Here is a 23,405-nt window from a genome sequence, read left to right as displayed (position 1 = left end):
AATTTGCCTGGCGGCTGTAGCGCGGTGGTCCCACCTGACCCCATGCCGAACTCAGAAGTGAAACGCCGTAGCGCCGATGGTAGTGTGGGGTCTCCCCATGTGAGAGTAGGGAACTGCCAGGCATCAATCAAGAAGAACCCCGCACCGTAAGGTGCGGGGTTTTTTGCTTTGTGCTTTCCTCTCTTCCTGTGAAAGAGGCCTTCAGACCGCACCATCCCCTCCTTGAAACTTTCTCACCTTTCGCTTGCAGACTCGACATTCCAGCCAAATCTGGTTATCGTTAGCTGTCTGGATGTCTAAACGTTTATACGTATGCTGTGAGGATTTAAGGTTATGCCGATTCGGGTGCAGGACGAGCTACCAGCCGTCAATTTCTTACGTGAAGAAAACGTCTTTGTGATGACGGCTTCACGTGCTACAGGTCAGGAAATTCGCCCGCTGAAGGTACTGATTCTTAATCTGATGCCAAAGAAGATCGAAACGGAAAACCAGTTCCTGCGTTTGCTTTCGAACTCTCCGCTTCAGGTTGATATCCAGCTGCTGCGCATTGACGCGCGTGAATCGCGCAATACGCCTGCTGAGCATCTGAATAACTTCTACTGTAATTTTGACGACATTCGCGAGGAAAACTTCGACGGGTTGATCGTCACCGGCGCTCCGCTGGGGCTGGTAGAATTTAATGACGTTGCCTACTGGCCGCAGATCAGGCAGGTGCTGGAGTGGGCAAAAGATCACGTCACGTCCACACTATTTGTCTGCTGGGCAGTCCAGGCCGCGTTGAATATTCTCTACGGCATCCCTAAGCAAACCCGAACCGAAAAGCTTTCTGGCGTTTATGAACACCACATTCTTCACCCTCACGCGCTGCTGACGCGCGGTTTCGATGACTCCTTCCTGGCACCGCACTCCCGCTATGCTGATTTCCCGGCGCAGCTGATCCGTGATTACACCGATCTGGAGATCCTGGCCGAAACGGAAGAGGGCGATGCTTACCTGTTTGCCAGCCGGGACAAGCGCATCGCGTTTGTGACTGGCCATCCGGAATACGATCCGGACACCCTCGCGTCAGAATATTTCCGTGATGTCGAAGCGGGTCTTAATCCTGATGTGCCGTACAACTATTTCCCAAAAAACGATCCGCAGAACAAACCGAGAGCTACCTGGCGCAGCCATGGCAATTTACTGTTTACCAACTGGCTCAACTACTACGTCTACCAAATCACGCCATACGATCTGCGCCACATGAATCCGACGCTGGAGTAATCTTCTGCGTTAAACGATCCTAAAGCGTTTCAGCTGTTCAAAACAGGCACCTTCGGGTGCCTTTTTTATTTCCGAAATGCAGCTCAACAAGTAATAAAATTTTAATTCAATGTTAATCAACAGGTTATCTACGATATCTTATTAAAATGGAAATTGTTTTTGATTTTGGAAAAAATATAGATAGTCTTAATTCTGCTGAGCGAAAACTACACAACGATCTTTCGCTCGCATCGGGAGCGTGAATTTGGATCTTTGACGAGGAGCAGCGTAATGAATCAACAGGCAACCACTGCGGATGAACTGGCCTTTACCCAGCCATACGGCGAGCAGGAACAACACGTTTTAACGACAGAAGCCGTCGAATTTTTGACTGAGCTGGTGACCCGCTTTACCCCGCAGCGCAACAAGCTGCTGGCGGCACGTATTCATCAACAGCAGGAAATCGATAACGGCAAGTTGCCTGGTTTTATTTCGGAAACCGCTTCCATTAGGCAAGGCGAATGGAAAATCCGCGGTATACCTGAAGATTTACAGGATCGTCGCGTCGAGATCACCGGTCCGGTAGAGCGTAAGATGGTGATCAACGCCATGAATGCGAACGTCAAAGTGTTTATGGCGGACTTCGAAGACTCCCTCGCGCCGGACTGGCGGAAAGTTATCGAAGGGCAGATCAACCTGCGCGATGCCGTAAACGGTACCATCAGCTATACCAATGAAGCCGGTAAAATTTACCAGCTCAAACCTAATCCGGCAGTGCTGGTCTGCCGCGTACGCGGTCTGCATTTGCCTGAAAAACACGTCACGTGGCGCGGAGAAGCGATTCCGGGCAGCCTGTTCGACTTTGCGCTCTACTTCTTCCACAACCATAAAAACCTGCTGGCGAAAGGCAGCGGACCCTATTTCTATCTGCCGAAAACCCAGTCCTGGCAGGAAGCGGCGTGGTGGAGTGAAGTGTTCAGCTACGCAGAAGACCGCTTCAACCTGCCGCGCGGCACCATTAAGGCCACGCTGCTGATTGAAACCCTGCCTGCCGTATTCCAGATGCACGAGATCCTTCACGCGCTGCGCGACCACATTGTGGGCCTGAACTGCGGTCGCTGGGACTACATTTTCAGCTATATCAAGACCCTGAAAAATCACGCCGATCGGGTGCTGCCGGATCGCCAGGTCGTCACTATGGATAAGCCGTTCCTCAGCGCTTACTCGCGCCTGCTGATCAAGACCTGTCACAAACGCGGCGCATTTGCGATGGGCGGCATGGCGGCCTTTATCCCGAGCAAAGACGCGGAGCGTAACAATCAGGTGCTCAACAAGGTGAAAGCCGATAAAGAGCTGGAAGCCCGCAACGGCCATGACGGGACGTGGATCGCTCACCCGGGCCTGGCCGATACGGCGATGGAGGTTTTCAACCGCGTGCTGGGTGACAATAAAAACCAGCTTTTTGTTACGCGTGAAGACGATGCCCCCATCGCTGAAGAACACCTGCTGGCACCGTGTGCGGGTGAACGAACGGAAGAGGGAATGCGCGCTAACATTCGCGTCGCCGTTCAGTACATCGAAGCGTGGATTTCCGGTAACGGCTGCGTGCCAATCTACGGCCTGATGGAAGATGCGGCGACGGCGGAAATTTCACGTACCTCAATCTGGCAGTGGATCCACCATCAAAAAACGCTCAGCAACGGCAAGCCGGTAACGAAAGCACTGTTCCGCCAGATGCTGGCCGAAGAGATGCGGGTGATCCAGGACGAGCTGGGCGAGCACCGCTTCAGCAGCGGTCGCTTTGACGATGCCGCGCGCCTGATGGAGCAAATCACCACGTCAGATGAGTTAATCGACTTCCTGACCCTGCCGGGCTACCGCTTCCTGGCGTAATTCACCACATAACAATATGGAGCATCTGCACATGAAAACCCGTACCCAACAAATCGAAGAATTACAGAAAGAGTGGACTCAACCGCGCTGGGAAGGCATCCGCCGTCCCTATAGCGCAGAGGAAGTGGTGAAGTTACGCGGCTCGGTTAACCCGGAATGCACGCTGGCGCAGAACGGCGCGGCGAAAATGTGGGATCTGCTGCACGGGGGCGCCAGAAAGGGCTATATCAACAGCCTCGGTGCGCTGACCGGCGGCCAGGCGTTGCAGCAGGCGAAGGCCGGTATTGAGGCTATCTATCTCTCCGGCTGGCAGGTTGCGGCTGACGCCAACCTGGCCTCCAGCATGTACCCGGATCAGTCCCTCTACCCGGCTAACTCCGTACCGTCGGTGGTGGATCGGATCAACAATACCTTCCGCCGTGCGGATCAGATCCAGTGGGCCGCGGGTATCGAACCTAACGATCCGCGCTTTATTGACTACTTCCTGCCGATCGTCGCGGATGCGGAAGCCGGTTTCGGCGGCGTGCTGAACGCCTTCGAGCTGATGAAATCGATGATTGAGGCTGGTGCAGCGGCCGTTCACTTCGAGGATCAGCTGGCGTCGGTGAAGAAGTGCGGCCACATGGGCGGGAAAGTGCTGGTGCCGACCCAGGAAGCGATTCAGAAGCTGGTTGCCGCGCGTCTGGCCGCGGACGTGCTCGGCGTGCCAACGCTGGTCATTGCCCGTACCGATGCGGACGCGGCGGATCTAATCACTTCTGACTGTGACCCGTACGACAGCGAGTTCATCACCGGCGAGCGCACCAGCGAAGGGTTCTACCGCACCCATGCCGGTATCGAACAGGCGATCAGCCGCGGCCTGGCGTATGCGCCGTATGCCGATCTGGTCTGGTGTGAAACCTCCACGCCGGATCTGGCGCTGGCGAAGCGCTTTGCCGACGCCATTCATGCGAAATATCCGGGCAAGCTGCTGGCCTATAACTGCTCGCCATCCTTCAACTGGCAAAAGAATCTGGACGATACTACCATCGCCAGCTTCCAGCAGCAGCTGTCGGATATGGGTTACAAGTACCAGTTCATCACCCTGGCGGGTATCCACAGCATGTGGTTCAACATGTTCGATCTGGCGCACGCCTACGCGCAGGGCGAAGGCATGAAGCACTATGTTGAGAAGGTGCAGCAGCCGGAATTCGCCGCGGGTAAAGAGGGCTATACCTTCGTCTCGCACCAACAGGAAGTCGGGACGGGCTATTTCGATAACGTGACCACTATCATTCAGGGTGGCACCTCCTCCGTCACCGCCTTAACGGGGTCAACTGAAGAAGCGCAGTTCTGATTTTCCCCCCTCACCCCGGCCCTCTCCCCGAAGGGGCGAGGGGGGAAAACAGATTCGCACCAGACCGTTCCCTCTCCCCTTTGGGGAGAGGGCTAGGGTGAGGAGGAATCTATGTCGCGTGGCCTGGAATTGCTGATTGCCCAAACCATTTTGCAGGGCTTTGATGCCCAGTATGGTCGTTTTCTTGAAGTGACATCCGGCGCGCAGCAGCGCTTTGAGCACGCCGACTGGCATGCGGTTCAGCAGGCCATGAAGCAGCGTATCCATCTTTACGACCACCACGTGGGTCTGGTGGTGGAGCAGCTGCGCTGTATTACCGACGGTAAAAGTCCTGATGCGGAATTTCTACTGCGCGTCAAAGAGCACTATACCCATTTGTTACCCGACTACCCTCGCTTCGAAATTGCGGAGAGCTTTTTTAACTCCGTCTATTGCCGGTTATTTGACCACCGCTCGTTATCTCCTGAGCGGTTATTTATCTTCAGCTCCCAGCCCGAGCGACGCTTTCGTACCATTCCGCGCCCGCTGGCGAAAGATTTTTTCCCCGACCGCGGATGGGAAAAGCTGCTGCACCGCATCTTAACGGATTTGCCGCTGCGTCTGCCCTGGGAGAATAAATCCCGTGATGTCGGCTATATCCATGCGCATCTCAGCGAAACCTTCGGCGGGCAGGTGCTCAGCCGCAGCCATTTGCAGGTGGCCAACGAGCTATTCTACCGCAATAAAGCCGCCTGGCTGGTCGGCAAACTGGTTACGCCAACAGCCATCGTGCCGTTTCTGTTACCCATCCACCGTACCGACGAGGGCGAACTGTTTGTCGATGCCTGCCTGACCACCAGCGCCGAGGCCAGTATCGTATTTGGCTTCGCCCGCTCCTACTTTATGGTTTACGCCCCGCTGCCCGCCGCGCTGGTGGAGTGGCTGCGGGAGATCCTGCCGGGCAAAACCACCGCCGAGCTGTATATGGCGATTGGCTGCCAGAAGCACGCCAAAACGGAAAGCTACCGGGAGTATCTGCGGTACGTCACGACGGCCGATGAGCAGTTTATCGAAGCGCCGGGAATCCGCGGCATGGTGATGCTGGTCTTCACGCTCCCGGGCTTTGACCGGGTGTTTAAGGTGATTAAGGATACATTCGCCCCGCAGAAAGAGATGACCGCAGCCCACGTTCGCGCCTGCTACCAGCTGGTTAAAGAGCACGATCGCGTCGGGCGCATGGCCGATACCCAGGAGTTTGAAAACTTTGTGCTGGACAAGCAGCAAATCGACCCGGCGCTCATGTCGCTGTTAATGCAGGAAGCCTCCGGCAAAATCACCGATCTTGGTGACAAAATCGTGATAAGCCATCTCTATATAGAGCGCCGCATGGTGCCGCTGAATATCTGGCTGGAGCAGTCCAAAGGCCAGGCACTGCGTGATGCCATTGAGGAGTACGGCAACGCGATTCGCCAGCTTGCCGCCGCCAATATTTTTCCGGGCGATATGCTGTTTAAAAACTTCGGCGTCACCCGCCACGGGCGGGTTGTGTTCTACGATTACGATGAAATTTGCTATATGACCGAGGTGAATTTCCGCGACATACCGCCGCCCCGGTATCCGGATGACGAGCTTTCCGCCGAGCCGTGGTACAGCGTTTCGCCGGGTGATGTGTTTCCCGAAGAGTTTCGCCACTGGCTATGTGCGGACCCGCGCATTGCACCGTTATTTGAAGAGATGCATGCCGACCTGTTTCGGGCCAGCTACTGGCGCGGGCTGCAAACGCGGATTAAAAACGGACATGTGGAAGACGTCTACGCTTACCGCCGCAAGCAGCGGTTTTGCGTACGGTTTTCTCCCTCTCCCGCAGGGTAAGGGCATCATGTTTTCTCCCTCTCCCTGTGGGAGAGGACCCGGGTGAGGACATCAGACCGCCCTCAATCCTAGCGAATCCCGCCGTACGCCAGCGTGACCTCTTTCGCCGCCTTAATGACCAGCGCGCCTAGCTCGGTTACCCGGTCATCGGTCATACGTGAAATGGGGCCGGAGATAGAAATGGCGGCAAACGGCTCGCGGTGCTCGTCGAAGATACAGGACGCGAGGCAGCGCAGCCCGAGGGCATGTTCTTCGTCATCAAAGGAATAGCCGCGCTTGCGGGTCAGGGCCAAATCTTCCTTCAGATGAACCGGCGACACCAGCGTGGCGTGGGTGTAGGCGTGCAGCCCTTTGCGGTGCAGCAGCCCCGTCACCTGCTCTTCGCTCAGCTGCGAGAGAAACGCTTTTCCCGCCCCGGAGGCGTGCATCGGCAGCTTGCCGCCTATCGGCGCGGACATACGCATCAGCTGCGTGCACTGCACCTGGTCGATGATAATCGCCTGATGGTCGCTCTGGTCCAGCACCGCGAGATTTACCGTCTCGCCGGACTCCTCCATCAGCTTGCGCAGAATCGGGTGGACAATGGCCAGCAGGTTGCGGCTCTGCAGGAAGCTGCTGCCAACGATAAAGGCGTGCGCGCCAACCGCCCAGTGACCCAGCTCGCCCACCTGACGTACGAAGCCCAGCTGCTGCATGGTGGTCAACAGGCGGTGAGTGGTGGAGTTCGGCAGTCCCGCCTGCTGCGCCAGCTCCGTCAGGGCCACGCTGCCGTGCGATTCGGCTATCCATTCCAGCAGCTTCAGGCCGCGGGTCAGGGATTGAACCTGTCCGCCGGGCTGTGCGGCAGGGTTGGCGGCAGGTTTTCTGCCGCGTTTGGCGGGAACGGTCGTAACCATGATGAACTCCTTTTTCTGTATCGTGGAAATCATTTTCGTTTTATTTGGTGGTTTTGCAACCGTTATCCTGACTGATCGGAGGAGTGATGGTGAACATGTCTCATGTTCCCGCCGTGTGGCTTTTCGGCCCTGCGAGATTATGCCAGTATGGAACGCAGCCTATTGGCCATGTTGAGCGTTGTCGGGAGCAAGTGTGAGCAGCAAAGTAGAGCAACTGCGTGCGCAGTTAAATGAACGAATTCTGGTGCTGGACGGCGGCATGGGCACCATGATCCAGGGCTATCGTCTGAGCGAAGACGATTTCCGCGGCGAACGCTTTGCCGACTGGCCCTGTGACCTGAAAGGCAACAACGACCTGCTGGTGCTCAGCAAGCCGTCCGTGATTAAGGATATCCACAACGCCTACTTCGAAGCGGGGGCGGATATCGTTGAGACCAACACCTTTAACTCGACAACCATCGCCATGGCGGATTACCGGATGGAATCCCTGTCGGCGGAGATCAACCTTGAAGCGGCCAGACTCGCCCGCGCCTGTGCCGATGAGTGGACGGCGCGCACGCCGGACAAGCCGCGCTACGTTGCCGGGGTGCTTGGCCCCACCAACCGCACCGCGTCGATTTCACCGGACGTCAATGACCCGGCATTCCGTAACATCACCTTTGACCAGCTGGTCGCGGCCTATCGTGAATCGACCAGAGCGCTGGTGGAGGGCGGCTCCGACCTGATCCTGATTGAAACCGTCTTCGACACCCTCAACGCCAAAGCCGCGATTTACGCGGTGAAGGAGGAGTTCGAGGCGCTGGGCGTTGACCTGCCGATCATGATTTCCGGCACCATTACCGACGCCTCCGGCCGTACCCTGTCCGGCCAGACAACGGAAGCTTTCTACAACTCGCTGCGTCACGCGGAGGCGCTCTCCTTTGGCCTGAACTGCGCCCTGGGGCCAGACGAACTGCGCCAGTACGTGCAGGAGCTGTCGCGCATTGCGGAGTGCTACGTCACGGCGCACCCGAACGCCGGCCTGCCGAACGCGTTTGGCGAGTACGATCTGGATGCCGACACCATGGCGGCGCAAATCCGCGAGTGGGCCGAGTCCGGCTTCCTGAACATCGTTGGCGGCTGCTGCGGTACTACGCCGGAGCACATCGCCGCCATGAGCAATGCGGTGGCCGGGCTGCCGCCGCGCAAGCTGCCGGAGCTTCCCGTTGCCTGTCGCCTTTCCGGCCTGGAGCCGTTGACCATCGGCGACGACAGCCTGTTTGTGAACGTGGGTGAACGTACCAACGTGACCGGTTCTGCTAAATTCAAGCGCCTGATCAAAGAAGAGAAGTACAGCGAAGCGCTGGACGTTGCCCGCCAGCAGGTGGAAAGCGGCGCGCAGATCATCGATATCAACATGGACGAGGGGATGCTCGACGCCGAAGCGGCGATGGTGCGCTTCCTCAACCTGATTGCCGGCGAGCCGGACATCGCCCGCGTGCCGATCATGATTGACTCCTCCAAATGGGAAGTGATCGAAAAGGGGCTGAAGTGCATTCAGGGTAAAGGCATCGTTAACTCCATCTCCATGAAGGAGGGTGTTGATATCTTTATACACCACGCGAAGATGGTGCGCCGCTACGGTGCCGCCGTGGTGGTGATGGCCTTCGACGAAGTGGGCCAGGCGGATACCCGCGAGCGCAAAATCGAGATATGCCGCCGCGCGTACAAGATTTTGACCGAAGAGGTGGGCTTCCCGCCGGAAGACATTATCTTCGACCCGAATATTTTCGCCGTCGCGACCGGCATCGAGGAGCACAATAACTACGCCCAGGACTTTATCGGGGCGTGTGAAGATATTAAGCGCGAGCTGCCGCATGCGCTGATCTCCGGCGGCGTGTCGAACGTCTCGTTCTCGTTCCGCGGTAACGACCCGGTGCGTGAAGCAATCCACGCCGTGTTCCTCTACTATGCCATCCGCAACGGGATGGACATGGGGATTGTTAACGCCGGGCAGCTGGCGATTTACGACGATCTGCCAGCGGAGCTGCGCGATGCGGTGGAAGATGTGATCCTCAACCGTCGTGACGACGCAACCGAACGCATGCTGGAGCTGGCGGAAAAATACCGCGGCAGTAAATCTGACGAATCAGCCAACGTTCAGCAGGCCGAATGGCGCGCCTGGGACGTGAAAAAGCGTCTGGAATACTCGCTGGTGAAAGGCATTACCGAATTCATCGAGCAGGATACCGAGGAGGCGCGTCAGCAGGCAGCCCGCCCGATTGAGGTGATCGAGGGGCCGCTGATGGACGGCATGAACGTGGTCGGCGATCTGTTTGGCGAGGGCAAAATGTTCCTGCCGCAGGTGGTGAAATCCGCCCGCGTCATGAAGCAGGCCGTGGCTTATCTGGAGCCGTTTATCGAAGCCAGCAAAGAGAAAGGCTCCAGCAACGGCAAGATGGTCATCGCCACCGTGAAGGGCGACGTGCACGACATCGGCAAGAACATCGTCGGCGTGGTGCTGCAGTGCAATAACTACGAGATTATCGATCTAGGCGTGATGGTTCCGGCGGATAAAATCCTCAAGACCGCGCGCGAGGTGAACGCCGATCTGATTGGCCTCTCCGGGCTAATCACCCCGTCGCTGGACGAGATGGTCAACGTTGCAAAAGAAATGGAGCGTCAGGGCTTCACCATTCCGCTGCTGATTGGCGGGGCGACCACCTCGAAAGCGCATACGGCGGTAAAAATCGAACAGAACTACAGCGGCCCGACGGTTTACGTGCAGAACGCTTCGCGCACCGTTGGCGTGGTCTCTGCGCTGCTCTCTGACACCCAGCGCGATGACTTCGTGGCGCGCACCCGCAAAGAGTATGAAACCGTCCGCATTCAGCACGGCCGTAAAAAACCGCGCACGCCGCCTGTTTCACTTCAGGCGGCGCGGGATAACGATCTGGCGTTCGACTGGTCCAGCTATACGCCGCCGGTTGCGCACCGTCCTGGCGTACAGGACGTCACCGCCAGCATCGAGACGCTGCGTAACTACATCGACTGGACGCCGTTCTTTATGACCTGGTCGCTGGCGGGCAAATATCCGCGCATCCTTGAAGATGAAGTGGTAGGCGAAGAGGCGAAGCGCCTGTTCAGAGACGCCAACGACATGCTCGACAAACTGAGCGCAGAAAAAGCCCTTAATCCGCGCGGCGTGGTGGGCCTGTTCCCGGCGAACCGCGTGGGCGACGACGTGGAAATTTATCGCGATGAGACCCGTACCCACGTGCTGGCAGTGAGCCATCACCTGCGCCAGCAAACGGAGAAAACAGGCTTTGCCAACTACTGCCTGGCGGATTTTGTCGCGCCGAAGCTGAGTGGTAAAGCCGACTACATTGGCGCGTTTGCGGTAACCGGCGGTCTGGAAGAAGACGCGCTGGCGGACGCGTTCGACGCGCAGCACGATGATTACAACAAAATCATGGTTAAAGCGATTGCCGACCGCCTGGCGGAAGCCTTCGCCGAGTATCTGCACGAGCGCGTGCGCAAGGTGTACTGGGGCTATGCGGCGAACGAGAATCTCAGCAACGAGGATCTGATCCGCGAAAACTACCAGGGCATCCGCCCGGCGCCGGGCTATCCGGCCTGCCCGGAACATACGGAGAAGGGCACCATCTGGGAACTGCTCGACGTAGAAGCGCATACCGGCATGAAGCTCACCGAGTCATTCGCCATGTGGCCGGGGGCGTCCGTTTCGGGCTGGTATTTCAGCCATCCGGACAGCAAGTATTTCGCCGTGGCGCAGCTTCAGCGCGATCAGGTTGAAGATTATGCCCGGCGCAAAGGCATGAGCGTGTCAGAGGTAGAGCGCTGGCTCGCGCCAAATTTAGGCTACGACGCGGACTAACGTCACTTTTCCTTACAACAAACAGGGCACCGCTAGGGTGCCTTGTCTCTTTCTTACGTTTAAACCCTTATACTGAATCATAAAAACGAATAACGATAAGGAGGAACACCTTCCGTGTTGACGTTGTTACACCTGCTCTCGGCAGTCGCACTGCTGGTATGGGGCACCCATATTGTCCGTACCGGCGTGATGCGCGTGTTCGGCGCGCGCTTACGTACCGTTCTTAGCGGCAGCGTTGAGAAGAAGCCGCTCGCCTTCTGCGCGGGCATTGGCGTGACGGCGCTGGTGCAGAGCAGCAATGCCACCACCATGCTCGTCACCTCTTTCGTGGCGCAGGATCTGGTGGCGCTCGCCCCGGCGCTGGTCATTGTTCTGGGTGCCGACGTCGGTACCGCGCTGATGGCGCGTGTCCTCACCTTCGATCTCTCCTGGCTGTCGCCGCTGCTGATTTTTATCGGCGTCATCTTCTTCCTCAGCCGTAAGCAAAGCCGCGCCGGGCAGCTCGGTCGCGTCGGTATTGGCCTCGGGCTGATTCTGCTGGCGCTGGAGCTGATTGTGCAGGCGGTCACGCCTATCACCCAGGCCAACGGCGTGCAGGTTATTTTCGCCTCGTTAACCGGCGATATTATGCTGGATGCGCTCATCGGCGCGGTGTTTGCCATCGTCAGCTACTCCAGCCTGGCGGCAGTGCTGCTGACGGCCACGCTCACCGCCGCAGGGGCCATCTCTTTCCCCGTCGCGCTGTGTCTGGTGATCGGCGCCAACCTCGGCTCGGGCCTGCTGGCGATGCTCAACAACAGCGCTGCCAATGCCGCTGCCCGCCGCGTGGCGCTGGGAAGTTTGCTGTTTAAGCTGGTGGGCAGCCTGGTTATTCTGCCGTTTGTACACCCGCTGGCGAACCTGATGGATAACCTCTCTCTGCCAAAGTCGGAGCTGGTGATCTACTTCCACGTCTTCTACAACCTGGTGCGCTGCCTGGCGATGGTGCCGTTTGCCGCGCCGATGGCCCGCTTCTGCGAGCGGCTAATTCGTGATGAACCGGAGCTGGACGCGCGCCTTAAGCCGAAGCATCTGGACACCTCGGTGCTGGATACCCCCGCGCTGGCCATCGCCAATGCCGCCCGCGAAACGCTGCGCATGGGCGATGCGATGGAAACCATGCTTGAAGGCCTGCAAAAGGTGATGCACGGCGAGCCGCGGCAGGAGAAAGAGCTGCGCAGGCTGGCGGACGATATCAACGTGCTGTACACCGCCATCAAGCTTTATCTGGCGCGCATTCCGCAGGACGAGCTGGCGGAAGAAGAGTCCCGCCGCTGGGCGGAAATCATCGAGATGTCGCTGAACCTGGAACAGGCCTCGGATATCGTCGAGCGTATGGGCAGCGAAATCGCGGACAAATCCCTGGCCGCGCGCCGGGCCTTTTCCGTTGAAGGGCTGAAGGAGCTGGAAGCGCTGCACGAACAGCTGGTGAGCAACCTGAAGCTGGCGATGTCGGTCTTCTTCTCCAGCGACGTGCCGAGCGCGCGGCGCCTGCGCCGCAACAAGCATCGTTTCCGCATCCTTAACCGTCGCTACTCGCACGCCCACGTTGAGCGCCTGCATCAGCAAAACGTGCAGAGTATCGAGACCAGCTCCCTGCACCTGGGGCTGCTGGGGGATATGAAGCGCCTCAACTCGCTGTTCTGCGCCGTGGCGTACAGCGTGATGGAACAGCCGGATGAAGATGACCAGCGGGATGAGTATTAATCCCGGGCCGGCTTAATTGTTAGCCCAAGGCCCAATGCTTTCATGACCGCCAGCGTGGTTTTGAGCGTTGGGTTTCCCTTATCACTGAATGAACGATAAAGCTGCTCTCGTGATAAGCCAGTCTGCTGCGAAATGGTCGACATTCCTTTCGCTCGCGCGACAACGCCCAGCGCTTTAGCAATATACGCTGAATCACCGGTTTCTAATGCATCAGCCATAAATACGGCGATTTCCTCGTCATCCACCAGCGCAGCTGCGGGATCGTAGGGTGTTAATTTATGCATGCTCACTCACTCCTGCAGTTCGACCATGTTGCTCAGCATTTTTGCCATCAGTATGTCTTTTTGCTGGCTGCTTTTGTCACCACCACATAACAGCACGATGATGCAGTTACCCTGAGACTTAAAATAGATCCTGTAACCCGGACCAAAATGGATCCTCAGTTCACTTATTCCTTCACCTACAGGTCTGCTGTCTCCCTGTAAGCCATTCGCCAGCCTGAAGAGCCGGGAAGCAATAATCGTCCTTGCACGCCGATCCTTTAAGTTTTGCTCCCAGCGTCGGAAGGATTCTGTTTGAACGATCTCCTTCATATTACTCCCTGTAGTTTATAAACAACAATCGATTGTTCCTGGAGAGTAAAAACTAAAAGGAGCGAGGACACCGGTAAATGACAGGACGCTAAGATCTGAAAGCGTCTCGCAAATTAAAAAACCCGTCTCAGTTACCGTCGGCTAATCTTTTTTTCCTGCCTGAACCTAAGGTATATTTCGCCCTTCACAGGAGAAACTATGCTGCCAACTCAATCAACCCGATTAAACAAATACATTAGCGAGAGCGGGATCTGCTCACGTCGCGAGGCTGACCGTTACATTGAACAGGGTAACGTGTTTCTGAACGGCAAACGCGCCACCATCGGCGATCAGGTGGTGCCTGGCGACGTGGTCAAAGTGAATGGTCAGGTCATCGAACCGCGTGATGCCGAAGACCTGGTGTTTATCGCGTTGAATAAACCGGTTGGTATCGTCAGCACCACGGAAGATGGCGAGCGGGACAACATTGTTGACTTCGTGAACCACAGCAGCCGTATTTTCCCGATTGGCCGCCTGGATAAAGACTCTCAGGGGCTGATTTTTCTCACCAACCACGGCGACCTGGTGAACAAAATCCTGCGTGCCGGTAACGATCATGAAAAAGAGTACATCGTTACGGTGAACAAGCCGGTCACGGACGAATTCATTCGCGGAATGGGCGCAGGCGTGCCGATTCTGGGCACCGTGACGAAGAAGTGTAAGGTGAGGAAAGAAGCGCCGTTCGCGTTTCGCATTACTCTGGTGCAGGGCTTAAACCGACAGATCCGCCGCATGTGCGAATACTTCGGTTATGAAGTAACGAAGCTGGAACGCACGCGCATCATGAACGTCAGCCTGTCCGGGATCCCGCTGGGCGAGTGGCGTGACTTAACGGACGACGAGCTGATTGAGCTGTTCAAACTTATCGAGAACTCCTCATCAGAAGCGAAGCCGAAAGCCAAAGCCAAACCGAAAACGCAGGCGGTTAAGCGTCCGGTGGTTAAGGCGCCGCAGGCGGAAGAGAAAGGACGAGGAAAGCCGGGTAACGGAAAACGCTTTACCCAGCCGGGGCGTAAAAAGAAAGGGCGCTGATTAGCGCCTTCCACGGGTTGATGTGCTGGCGGACCAGGAGAAGGTCGCCTCTGCGTCCGGCTTGTAAGCCTGCTCTTTTTTCAGCTTGCGGGCCTTTTTCGCCGCGGCCTCACGTTGTGCCATCAGTTTATCGATGTACTCTTTTTTAACCTGGTTGGTTTCGGCGTTGGTCAGCGTGCGGCCATGCGCGATGCGGGCGCGGTCGAGAAGCGTTTTTAGTTCGCGCTGCTCGGCTTCCGTCATGTCTTTCTGGGTCAATCGTGGTGTTGCCATTGCTGAAGCCTCCTGATGGGGAGGCTTCAGTGTAAAGCAAGCCGCGTAAATTAACCCTGCTTCACCGCATCTTTTTTCGCTTGTTCGTCAATCGGTTTGCCGGACCAGTAGCCCGCCAGCAGCGAACCGGACAGGTTGTGCCAGACGGAGAATAGCGCCCCCGGCAGAGCCGCCAGCGGCGAGAAGTAAATTTTGCCAAGCGCCGCCGCCAGGCCAGAGTTTTGCATTCCCACTTCGATCGCCAGCGTGCGGCAGGTGGATTCGTCAAAGCCAAACAGCCTCCCGCCCCAGTAGCCGCCCAGCAGGCCGATGGTGTTGTGCAGCACCACCGCGATAATCACCACAAAGCCCACGGATGCGATGTGCGATGCTGAACCTGCCACCACGGCGCTGATGATGGCCAGAATGCAGACCATCGAAAACGCGGGCAGATACGGCTCAACCGCTTTCACTACCCGCGGGAAGAGGTGGTGAATGATAAGCCCCAGCGCGATCGGGATCACCACGATTTGCAGAATGCTCAGCAGCATGCCCATCACGTCCACCTGGATATGCGCATCCACGTACAGGCGGGTTAACAGCGGTGTGGCAATCACGCCCACCAGCGTCGAAACGGATGAGATGGTGACGGAGAGCGCGACATCCCCTTTCGCCAGATAGATCATCACGTTAGAGGCCGTACCGCTGGCTACGCTGCCCACCAGCACCATCCCGGCGGAGAGGTCCGGCGGCATCCTGAAGGCCATCGCCAGCAGCCACGCCGCAAGCGGCATCACCAGATAGTGCAGGAAAATCCCTGCGGCAACCGGGGCCGGACGCGCAAGCACGCGCTTAAAGTCGTCGATTTTAAGATGTACGCCCATGCCGAACATAATCAGCATCAGTAGCGTGGTTACCCACGGACCAATGCCGGTGAACGTGGTGGGGGTGTAGTACGCGAGTACGGAGAGCAGCAGCGCCCATAACGGGAACAGCCGGGTGATGGCGGATAACATAGTGGATTCCTTGCAGTATTGTCGTGTTGTTTTGTTATAAAAAAGCCGGGTCTGTGCCCGGCTTATTGGTATTGTTTATCGTGCTAACGAATTTTATTCAAACAAATTCTGATGAAGTTTCTGCACGACCTGCTCGGCCTGATCGGCGGGCACCAGGAAGCAGAGGTTATAGCTGGATGCGCCGTAGCAAATCATGCGAATACTAAACGGGTCGAGTACGCCAAAGACCTCTTTGCCTACGCCGCAGGCGCGTGAGAGCTTGTTGCCAATAATGGCAACCAGCGCCAGATCTTCTTCTACTTCCACGCGGCACAGTTCGGATAGCTCGATCAGCAGCGACTGCGTCAGCAGGGTGTCACCGGTTGAGGTGGAGCCGGTAGTGTCGAGCGTCAGCGCAATGCTGACTTCCGAGGTGGTGATCAGATCCACGGAGATATTGTGGCGCGCCAGAATACCAAACACTTCTGCCAGGAAGCCGCGTGAGTGCAGCATATTATGGCTGTGCAGCGTGACCAGCGTCTGCTTACGGCGCAGGGCCAGCGCGCGGAACAGCGGCGGGTTCTCCGTCTTCTTGCAGACCAGCGTACCGCCCGCCTTTGGATCTTTACTGGAGCCAACGAAGACCGGAATGTCACTGCGCACGGCTGGCAGCAGCGTTGCCGGGTGCAGCACTTTCGCGCCGAAGGTGGCCATTTCAGCCGCTTCTTCAAACGCAATCACATCAATACGTTTTGCCGCAGACACCACGCGCGGGTCGGTCGTGTAGATGCCCGGCACGTCCGTCCAGATATCCACGCGGGTGGCGTGCAGGGCCTCGCCCAGCAGGGCGGCGGTATAGTCGCTGCCGCCACGGCCCAGCGTCGTTGTACGCCCTTTGGCTTCGCTACCGATAAAGCCCTGGGTGATCACAATGCCTTCTTCCAGGCGCGGGGCAAGCTGCTGGTTGGTCAGCTCGGCCAGCGCTTCCACGTCCGGCTCGGCGCGACCAAAGCGATCGCTGGTGCGCATCACTTTTCTCACGTCAAACCACTGCGCCTGAATATTACGCTCGCGCATGATCTCAACGAACAGCAGGGTGGACATCAGTTCGCCGTGGCTGACCAGCTCGTCGGTCAGGGCAGTGGAGGTTGCCAGTGACGCGGCCTCTGCCAGGGTGGTGATATTTTCCAGCAGGCGTTCCACTTCCTCACGTATGACGTTCGGATTTTGCAGACGCTCAAGAATATCGAACTGAATTTTGCGCAGTGCATCCAGCTTCACGAAACGTTCAGTCGCTTCCAGCCCTTCAGACAGCGAAACCAGCAGGTTCGTCACGCCGGCGGATGCAGAGAGCACCACCAGGCGGGTATTCGGATCGGCCAGCACCACATCGGCGCTGCGGTTCATGGCAGCGTAGTCTGCCACACTGGTGCCGCCAAACTTGGCGACCACAAAACTCGTCATAACAACCTCGTGTCAGGGAATGAATAGAGCGACCTTGGCACAAGAGTGGAGCGAGAACAGGTGCAGGCGCAAAATACGGCCCTATAAATAAAATGCGGGGGAGGTCCTGTCAATGCTGGGATTATGCGGATTTTTCATGGGGGGGTACCCCTCAGAAACAGGACTTATAACAGGCCCATATTTTATGCTCCTTTTTACCCCATTTTGACCGACATTTCGCCCCTCCGGGAGGGGGCGTCAGCAGCTATACTTTTCGGGTCTTTTCACCTGCGTTTGATGCAGGCCAGGGCAATGGCATAAAAACCATCACAATTTTTATTTGCAGGCGCTACAATCGACCGCAGTCACAATTCTCAAATCAGAAGAGTATTGCTATGAAAAACATCAACCCAACGCAGACCGCTGCATGGCAGGCACTACAGAAACATTTTGATGAAATGAAAGACGTCACCATCGCGGATCTGTTCGCGCAGGATGCCGATCGTTTCAGCAAATTCTCCGCAACGTTCGATGACCTGATGCTGGTGGATTTCTCCAAAAACCGTATCACCGAAGAGACGCTGGCAAAGCTGCAGGATCTGGCGAAAGAGACCGAGCTGGCAGACGCCATCAAATCCATGTTCTCCGGTGAGAAGATCAACCGCACCGAAGACCGTGCCGTGCTGCACGTGGCGCTGCGTAACCGTAGCAATACGCCAATCATCGTTGATGGCAAAGATGTGATGCCTGAAGTGAACGCGGTGCTGGAAAAGATGAAAACCTTCTCAGAAGCAATCATCTCCGGTAGCTGGAAAGGCTACACCGGCAAAGCGATTACCGACGTGGTGAACATTGGTATCGGCGGCTCTGACCTCGGCCCGTTCATGGTGACCGAAGCGCTGCGTCCGTACAAAAACCACCTCAACATGCATTTCGTGTCTAACGTCGATGGTACCCACATCGCCGAAGTGCTGAAGAACGTGAACCCGGAAACCACGCTGTTTCTGGTAGCGTCTAAAACCTTCACCACCCAGGAAACCATGACCAACGCCCACAGCGCGCGCGACTGGTTCCTGAAAACCGCGGGTGACGAAAAGCACGTAGCGAAACACTTCGCGGCCCTGTCTACCAACGGTAAAGCGGTGGGCGAGTTCGGTATTGATACCGCGAACATGTTCGAGTTCTGGGACTGGGTTGGCGGCCGCTACTCTCTGTGGTCTGCGATTGGCCTGTCCATCATCCTGTCCGTGGGCTTCGACAACTTCGTTGAGCTGCTCTCCGGCGCGCACGCGATGGATAAACACTTCTCCACCACCGCACCAGAGAAAAACCTGCCGGTGCTGCTGGCGCTGATCGGTATCTGGTACAACAACTTCTTCGGCGCTGAAACCGAAGCAATTCTGCCGTACGACCAGTACATGCACCGCTTTGCGGCTTACTTCCAGCAGGGCAACATGGAGTCCAACGGTAAATACGTTGACCGTAACGGCAACGCCGTGGACTACCAGACTGGCCCAATCATCTGGGGTGAGCCGGGCACCAACGGCCAGCACGCGTTTTACCAGCTGATCCACCAGGGCACCAAAATGGTACCGTGCGATTTCATCGCCCCGGCTATCACGCACAACCCGCTGTCCGACCACCATCCGAAGCTGCTGTCTAACTTCTTCGCGCAGACCGAAGCGCTGGCGTTTGGTAAATCCCGCGAGGTGGTTGAGCAGGAATACCGTGACCAGGGTAAAGATCCGGCAACCCTGGAACACGTTGTGCCGTTCAAAGTGTTCGAAGGCAACCGCCCAACCAACTCCATCCTGCTGCGCGAAATCACCCCGTTCAGCCTGGGCGCACTGATTGCGCTGTATGAGCACAAGATCTTTACTCAGGGCGCCATCCTGAACATCTTCACCTTTGACCAGTGGGGCGTAGAGCTGGGCAAACAGCTGGCAAACCGTATTCTGCCAGAGCTGGGTGACGATAAAGCGATTGACAGCCACGACAGCTCCACCAATGGTTTGATTAACCGTTATAAAGCATGGCGCGCGTAATAAATATGTCATGAAGCATGCCGGCGATATGCCGGCATTTTTTTATCGGATAATTCCTGATGTCTGTTAGTTAACTCAAATTCTGAATCTGAGTTTAATCCGAAAAAGACGGGCAACCCGTTAATTACTGCGGTTTATTTTAAGAAAATACGGAGCAGACTTATATTGAGGTTATATTATAAATAACTGATTTATATGGTTTATATATTTTCTTTATTTTTATCCTCATTCGATTTTAACCATTAGTCCGAAAACTTCATCCCTATTTCCCCCCACGGTAAACCCGCTGCTTTAGTTGTGTATACTCGAATCCGCCTGAATTTCTTTTCGGGCAAATCTCCATTCATTCATTGAAGGGAAATTGTTATGAAGAAAGTACTGTATGGCATTTTTGCCATATCTGCACTTGCGGCGACGTCTGTCTATGCAGCTCCGGTCCAGGTCGGGGAAGCAGCAGGGTCGGCAGCGACGTCTGCGTCTGCGGGGAGTTCTACCGCAGCCAGCACCAGCGCCGTAAGTTCAGCCGTGGGTGTCGCGCTGGCGGCAACCGGTGGCGGTGATGGCTCCAATACCGGAACCACGACCACTACGACGACCAGCACCCAGTAATTCCGGGTGTTTTAATCATAACCACACTTCGGTGTGGTTATTTCGCCCCTTCGGAGAAGAGTCGTGAAGCGACCTGCAATCATCCTGATTTGCCTGCTGTTGCAGGCGTGCTCAGCCACCACCAAAGGGCTGGGCAACTCACTGTGGGACAGCATGTTCGGCACACCGGGCGTGCATCTGACCGATGACGAACTTCAGAACATGCCGTATGCCAGCCAGTACATGCAGCTAAACGATGGTCCGCAACTGTTTGTGGTGCTCGCTTTCGACGAAAACGGGCAGCAGAAATGGGTGACGCAGGATCAGGCCACCATCGTAACGCAGCACGCCCGCATCGTGAAAACCCTGCTCGGCGGCGACAACCTGCTTGAGGTGAACAACCTGGCTGCGGATCCGCTCGTGAGGCCCAATCAGATCGTCGACGGCGCAGGCTGGACGCGTACGATGGGCTGGACCGAGCACAAGCAGGTGCGCTATGCCACGGCTCGCTCGACATTCCGCTGGGACGGTACGGACACCGTGAAGGTCGGCAGCGACGAAACGCAGGTTCGCGTGCTTGATGAAGAGGTGACAACCGATCGGGCCACCTGGCATAACCGCTTCTGGGTGGACGACGAGGGGCAGATTCGCCAGTCCTTACAGTATCTTGGTGCCGGTTTCTTCCCGGTGAAAACCACCCTGATCAAGGCGGCGAAATCATGAAAGCACTTCTTCACGCGGCGCTGATCGCCTCTCTTGCCTCACCGCTGGCATGGTCTGCCGGAACGGTGCAGGTCTATACCCCCGACAGCGAAAAACCCAAAACCTTAACCAATGCCGGACACCTGCTTGATTTGGTTGGACAGCCGAGGCTGGCGAAAAGCTGGTGGGCCGGGGCGGTAATAAGCGAGCGTCAGGCGACGATTCGCGCGGAACAAAGGCATCAGGCGCTGCTCGCCCGACTGACCGGGCTGACGCAACAGGAAGATGCCGACGATGCGGGCGCCATCAACAGCCTGCGCCAGCAGCTTCAGGCGCTGAAGGTGACGGGACGCCAGAAGGTGAACCTCGATCCCGACGAAGTGCGGGTGGCGGAAAACGGTAACCCGTCGCTGGAAGGGGAATATACCCTGTGGCTTCCGGCTCAGCCGTCCACCGTCACCGTGATGGGGCTTATCAGCAGCCCTGGCGATAAGCCGTTTACGCCGGGCCGCGATGTTGCGAGCTACCTTGACGAGCAAAGCCTGCTGAGCGGTGCCGATAACAGCTACGCCTGGGTCGTTTACCCTGACGGGCGCACGCAAAAAGCGCCGGTTGCTTACTGGAATAAACGCCATATCGAACCCATGCCGGGCAGCTTCATTTTTGTCGGATTTGCCGACCATTTCTGGACGAAAGCGTATGACGGGCTTAATGCCGATATCCTTCGCTCCCTGATACAGCGGATACCGGAATAATGAAAAAAACCTATCTCTACAGCATGCTTGCACTGTGCGTGAGTGCCGCCTGTCATGCAGAAACGTATCCGGCACCGATTGGCCCGTCGCAGTCCGACTTTGGCGGCGTGGGCTTACTGCAAACCCCAACCGCGCGTATGGCGCGCGAGGGGGAAATTAGCCTTAACTATCGCGATAACGATCAGTACCGCTATTACTCTGCGTCCGTGCAGCTGTTCCCCTGGCTGGAGACCACGCTGCGCTACACCGACGTGCGTACAAAACAGTACAGCAGCGTCGACGCCTTCTCCGGCGATCAGACCTATAAAGACAAAGCCTTCGACGTGAAGCTGCGCCTGTGGGAAGAGAGCTACTGGATGCCGCAGGTCTCCGTTGGGGCGAAAGACATTGGCGGGACCGGCCTGTTTGATGCGGAATACATCGTTGCCAGCAAAGCCTGGGGACCGTTTGATTTCTCGCTAGGCCTTGGCTGGGGCTACCTCGGTACCAGCGGCAACGTAACCAACCCGTTCTGTACCTACAGCGACAAATACTGCTACCGCGATAACAGCTACAAAAAAGCGGGGTCCATCAACGGCGACCAGATGTTCCACGGCCCGGCCTCGCTGTTTGGCGGCGTCGAGTATCAAACCCCATGGCAGCCCCTGCGCCTGAAGCTGGAATACGAAGGCAATAACTACAGCGAAGATTTCGCCGGCAAAATTGAGCAAAAGAGCAAGTTTAACGTCGGGGCCATTTATCGCGTGACCGACTGGGCCGACGTTAACCTCAGCTACGAGCGCGGCAATACCCTGATGTTTGGCTTTACGCTGCGCACCAACTTTAACGACATGCGCCCGCGCTATAACGACAATCCGCGGCCGAAATACCAGCCGGAGCCGCAGGATGCGATCATTCAGCACTCCGTGGTGGCGAACCAGCTGACGCTGCTGAAGTATAACGCGGGGCTGGCGGATCCGAAGATCCAGACCAAAGGCGATACGCTGTACGTCACCGGCGAGCAGGTGAAATACCGTGACTCCCGCGAAGGGATCGAGCGCGCCAACCGGATCGTCATGAACGATCTGCCGGAGGGGATCCGCACGATCCGCATTACGGAGAACCGTCTTAACCTGCCGCAGGTGACCACCGAAACCGATGTTGCCAGCCTTAAGCGCCATCTGGAAGGCGAACCGCTGGGGCATGAAACCGAGCTGGTGCAAAAACGCGTTGAGCCGGTAGTGCCAGAAACCACCGAGCAGGGCTGGTATATCGATAAATCCCGCTTCGATTTCCATATCGATCCGGTGCTGAACCAGTCCGTCGGCGGGCCGGAAAACTTCTACATGTATCAGCTGGGCGTCATGGCAACGGCGGATCTGTGGGTCACCGATCACCTGCTGACGACGGGCAGCCTGTTCGGCAACATTGCGAACAACTACGATAAATTTAACTACACCAACCCGCCGAACGATTCAAAACTGCCGCGCGTGCGTACCCAGGTGCGTGAATACGTACAGAACAACGCTTACGTGAACAACCTGCAGGCCAACTACTTCCAGTACTTCGGCAACGGCTTCTACGGCCAGGTTTACGGTGGCTATCTGGAAACCATGTTTGGCGGTGCGGGCGCTGAGGTGCTTTACCGTCCCGTCGACAGCAACTGGGCGTTTGGGATTGATGCCAACTACGTGAAGCAGCGTGACTGGCGCAGCGCGCAGGACATGATGAAGTTCACCGACTACAGCGTCAAAACCGGCCACCTGACCGCCTACTGGACGCCGTCATTCGCGCAGGACGTGCTGGTGAAAGCCAGCGTCGGGCAGTATCTTGCCGGCGATAAGGGCGGCACGCTGGATATCTCTAAACACTTCGACAGCGGCGTAGTGGTGGGCGGTTATGCCACCATCACCAACGTTTCGCCGGACGAGTACGGTGAAGGGGACTTCACCAAAGGGGTGTATGTGTCGATTCCGCTGGATCTCTTCTCGTCAGGCCCAACCCGCAGCCGCGCGGCGGTGGGCTGGACGCCGCTGACGCGTGACGGTGGTCAGCAGCTTGGGCGTAAGTTCCAGCTGTATAACATGACCAGCGATAAGAACATTAACTTCCGCTGACGCTTGTTCCCCTCACCCCGTCCC

At 56.9% G+C, this 23,405-nt stretch carries 18 protein-coding genes and 1 rRNA gene; 13 read left to right on the top strand and 6 right to left on the bottom strand.

The features are described from left to right. Positions 1 to 6: 6 nt before the first annotated feature. The 5 genes from rrf to aceK all read left to right on the top strand — a co-directional run bounded on the left by rrf (position 7) and on the right by aceK (position 6,322). Positions 7 to 122, top strand: a 5S ribosomal RNA gene (rrf, locus tag OWK27_RS20175). A 211-nt stretch (positions 123 to 333) separates the two neighbouring features. Beyond that, a complete protein-coding gene (gene metA, locus OWK27_RS20170) occupies positions 334 to 1,263 on the top strand; it encodes a homoserine O-acetyltransferase MetA (protein ID WP_148422284.1) in 930 nt (309 codons plus the stop codon). A 270-nt stretch (positions 1,264 to 1,533) separates the two neighbouring features. Next, entirely contained in the window at positions 1,534 to 3,135 is a 1,602-nt protein-coding gene (gene aceB / locus OWK27_RS20165) for a malate synthase A (protein WP_176608977.1), read from the top strand. Between the two features lie 31 nt (positions 3,136 to 3,166). After that, positions 3,167 to 4,471: an isocitrate lyase gene (aceA, locus tag OWK27_RS20160; protein ID WP_148422280.1), complete on the top strand. Its 1,305-nt coding sequence runs from the start codon at positions 3,167 to 3,169 to the stop codon at positions 4,469 to 4,471. Positions 4,472 to 4,582: 111 nt separating this feature from the next. Further along, complete coding sequence (gene aceK, locus OWK27_RS20155) at positions 4,583 to 6,322, top strand: bifunctional isocitrate dehydrogenase kinase/phosphatase (protein WP_267591068.1); 1,740 nt, start codon at positions 4,583 to 4,585, stop codon at positions 6,320 to 6,322. Positions 6,323 to 6,390: 68 nt separating this feature from the next. Here aceK and iclR read toward each other — a convergent pair whose 3' ends face one another. Further along, positions 6,391 to 7,218, bottom strand: a complete 828-nt coding sequence (gene iclR / locus OWK27_RS20150) for a glyoxylate bypass operon transcriptional repressor IclR (RefSeq protein ID WP_000258962.1) — start codon at positions 7,216 to 7,218, stop codon at positions 6,391 to 6,393. A 193-nt stretch (positions 7,219 to 7,411) separates the two neighbouring features. On the opposite strand from iclR, the gene metH reads away from it, so the two are divergent. Further along, a complete protein-coding gene (gene metH / locus OWK27_RS20145) occupies positions 7,412 to 11,095 on the top strand; it encodes a methionine synthase (protein ID WP_267591067.1) in 3,684 nt (1,227 codons plus the stop codon). Between the two features lie 114 nt (positions 11,096 to 11,209). Then, a complete protein-coding gene (locus tag OWK27_RS20140) occupies positions 11,210 to 12,841 on the top strand; it encodes a Na/Pi cotransporter family protein (RefSeq protein WP_267591066.1) in 1,632 nt (543 codons plus the stop codon). On the opposite strand, the gene OWK27_RS20135 is transcribed toward OWK27_RS20140, so the two are convergent. Both OWK27_RS20135 and OWK27_RS20130 read right to left on the bottom strand, forming a co-directional pair. Continuing rightward, entirely contained in the window at positions 12,838 to 13,125 is a 288-nt protein-coding gene (locus OWK27_RS20135; RefSeq protein ID WP_193356408.1) for an addiction module antidote protein, read from the bottom strand. The two genes, OWK27_RS20140 and OWK27_RS20135, sit on opposite strands and share 4 nt — an antisense overlap. Before the next feature lie 6 nt (positions 13,126 to 13,131). Further along, positions 13,132 to 13,434 carry a type II toxin-antitoxin system RelE/ParE family toxin gene (locus tag OWK27_RS20130; protein ID WP_267591065.1) on the bottom strand — a complete coding sequence of 101 codons (303 nt, stop codon included), beginning with the start codon at positions 13,432 to 13,434 and terminating at the stop codon, positions 13,132 to 13,134. 198 nt (positions 13,435 to 13,632) lie between these two features. Between OWK27_RS20130 and rluF the strand changes: the two genes are divergently transcribed. Continuing rightward, positions 13,633 to 14,505 (top strand): 23S rRNA pseudouridine(2604) synthase RluF, encoded by an 873-nt coding sequence (gene rluF, locus OWK27_RS20125; protein WP_193356410.1) that lies wholly within the window; start codon positions 13,633 to 13,635, stop codon positions 14,503 to 14,505. Here rluF and OWK27_RS20120 read toward each other — a convergent pair whose 3' ends face one another. The 3 genes from OWK27_RS20120 to lysC all read right to left on the bottom strand — a co-directional run bounded on the left by OWK27_RS20120 (position 14,506) and on the right by lysC (position 17,216). Continuing rightward, on the bottom strand, positions 14,506 to 14,778 hold the full coding sequence (locus tag OWK27_RS20120; protein WP_047354151.1) for a DUF3811 domain-containing protein: 273 nt from the start codon (positions 14,776 to 14,778) through the stop codon (positions 14,506 to 14,508). A gap of 50 nt (positions 14,779 to 14,828) precedes the next feature. Then, positions 14,829 to 15,773, bottom strand: a complete 945-nt coding sequence (gene panS / locus OWK27_RS20115) for a ketopantoate/pantoate/pantothenate transporter PanS (RefSeq protein WP_267591064.1) — start codon at positions 15,771 to 15,773, stop codon at positions 14,829 to 14,831. A gap of 93 nt (positions 15,774 to 15,866) precedes the next feature. Continuing rightward, the gene (lysC, locus tag OWK27_RS20110) at positions 15,867 to 17,216 is read right to left on the bottom strand and encodes a lysine-sensitive aspartokinase 3 (RefSeq protein ID WP_148422263.1); all 1,350 of its coding nucleotides are present in this window, start codon (positions 17,214 to 17,216) and stop codon (positions 15,867 to 15,869) included. Between the two features lie 374 nt (positions 17,217 to 17,590). On the opposite strand from lysC, the gene pgi reads away from it, so the two are divergent. From pgi to OWK27_RS20085, 5 genes are all read left to right on the top strand, one after another. Further along, positions 17,591 to 19,240, top strand: a complete 1,650-nt coding sequence (gene pgi / locus OWK27_RS20105; protein ID WP_148422261.1) for a glucose-6-phosphate isomerase — start codon at positions 17,591 to 17,593, stop codon at positions 19,238 to 19,240. 366 nt (positions 19,241 to 19,606) lie between these two features. Beyond that, positions 19,607 to 19,849 carry an exopolysaccharide production protein YjbE gene (gene yjbE / locus OWK27_RS20100; protein WP_003860341.1) on the top strand — a complete coding sequence of 81 codons (243 nt, stop codon included), beginning with the start codon at positions 19,607 to 19,609 and terminating at the stop codon, positions 19,847 to 19,849. Positions 19,850 to 19,912: 63 nt separating this feature from the next. After that, a complete protein-coding gene (locus tag OWK27_RS20095) occupies positions 19,913 to 20,551 on the top strand; it encodes a YjbF family lipoprotein (protein WP_148422259.1) in 639 nt (212 codons plus the stop codon). Continuing rightward, entirely contained in the window at positions 20,548 to 21,285 is a 738-nt protein-coding gene (locus OWK27_RS20090; RefSeq protein ID WP_267591063.1) for a capsule biosynthesis GfcC D2 domain-containing protein, read from the top strand. The genes OWK27_RS20095 and OWK27_RS20090 overlap by 4 nt, the downstream gene beginning before the upstream one ends. After that, the gene (locus OWK27_RS20085) at positions 21,285 to 23,381 is read left to right on the top strand and encodes a YjbH domain-containing protein (RefSeq protein WP_148422255.1); all 2,097 of its coding nucleotides are present in this window, start codon (positions 21,285 to 21,287) and stop codon (positions 23,379 to 23,381) included. Before OWK27_RS20090 ends, OWK27_RS20085 begins: the two co-directional genes overlap by 1 nt. Positions 23,382 to 23,405 lie beyond the last annotated feature (24 nt).

The sequence above is a fragment of the Enterobacter cloacae complex sp. 2022EL-00788 genome, assembly GCF_026627565.1.
GTDB lineage: Bacteria > Pseudomonadota > Gammaproteobacteria > Enterobacterales > Enterobacteriaceae > Enterobacter > Enterobacter pasteurii.
This window is presented reverse-complemented; position numbering and strand designations above follow the sequence as displayed.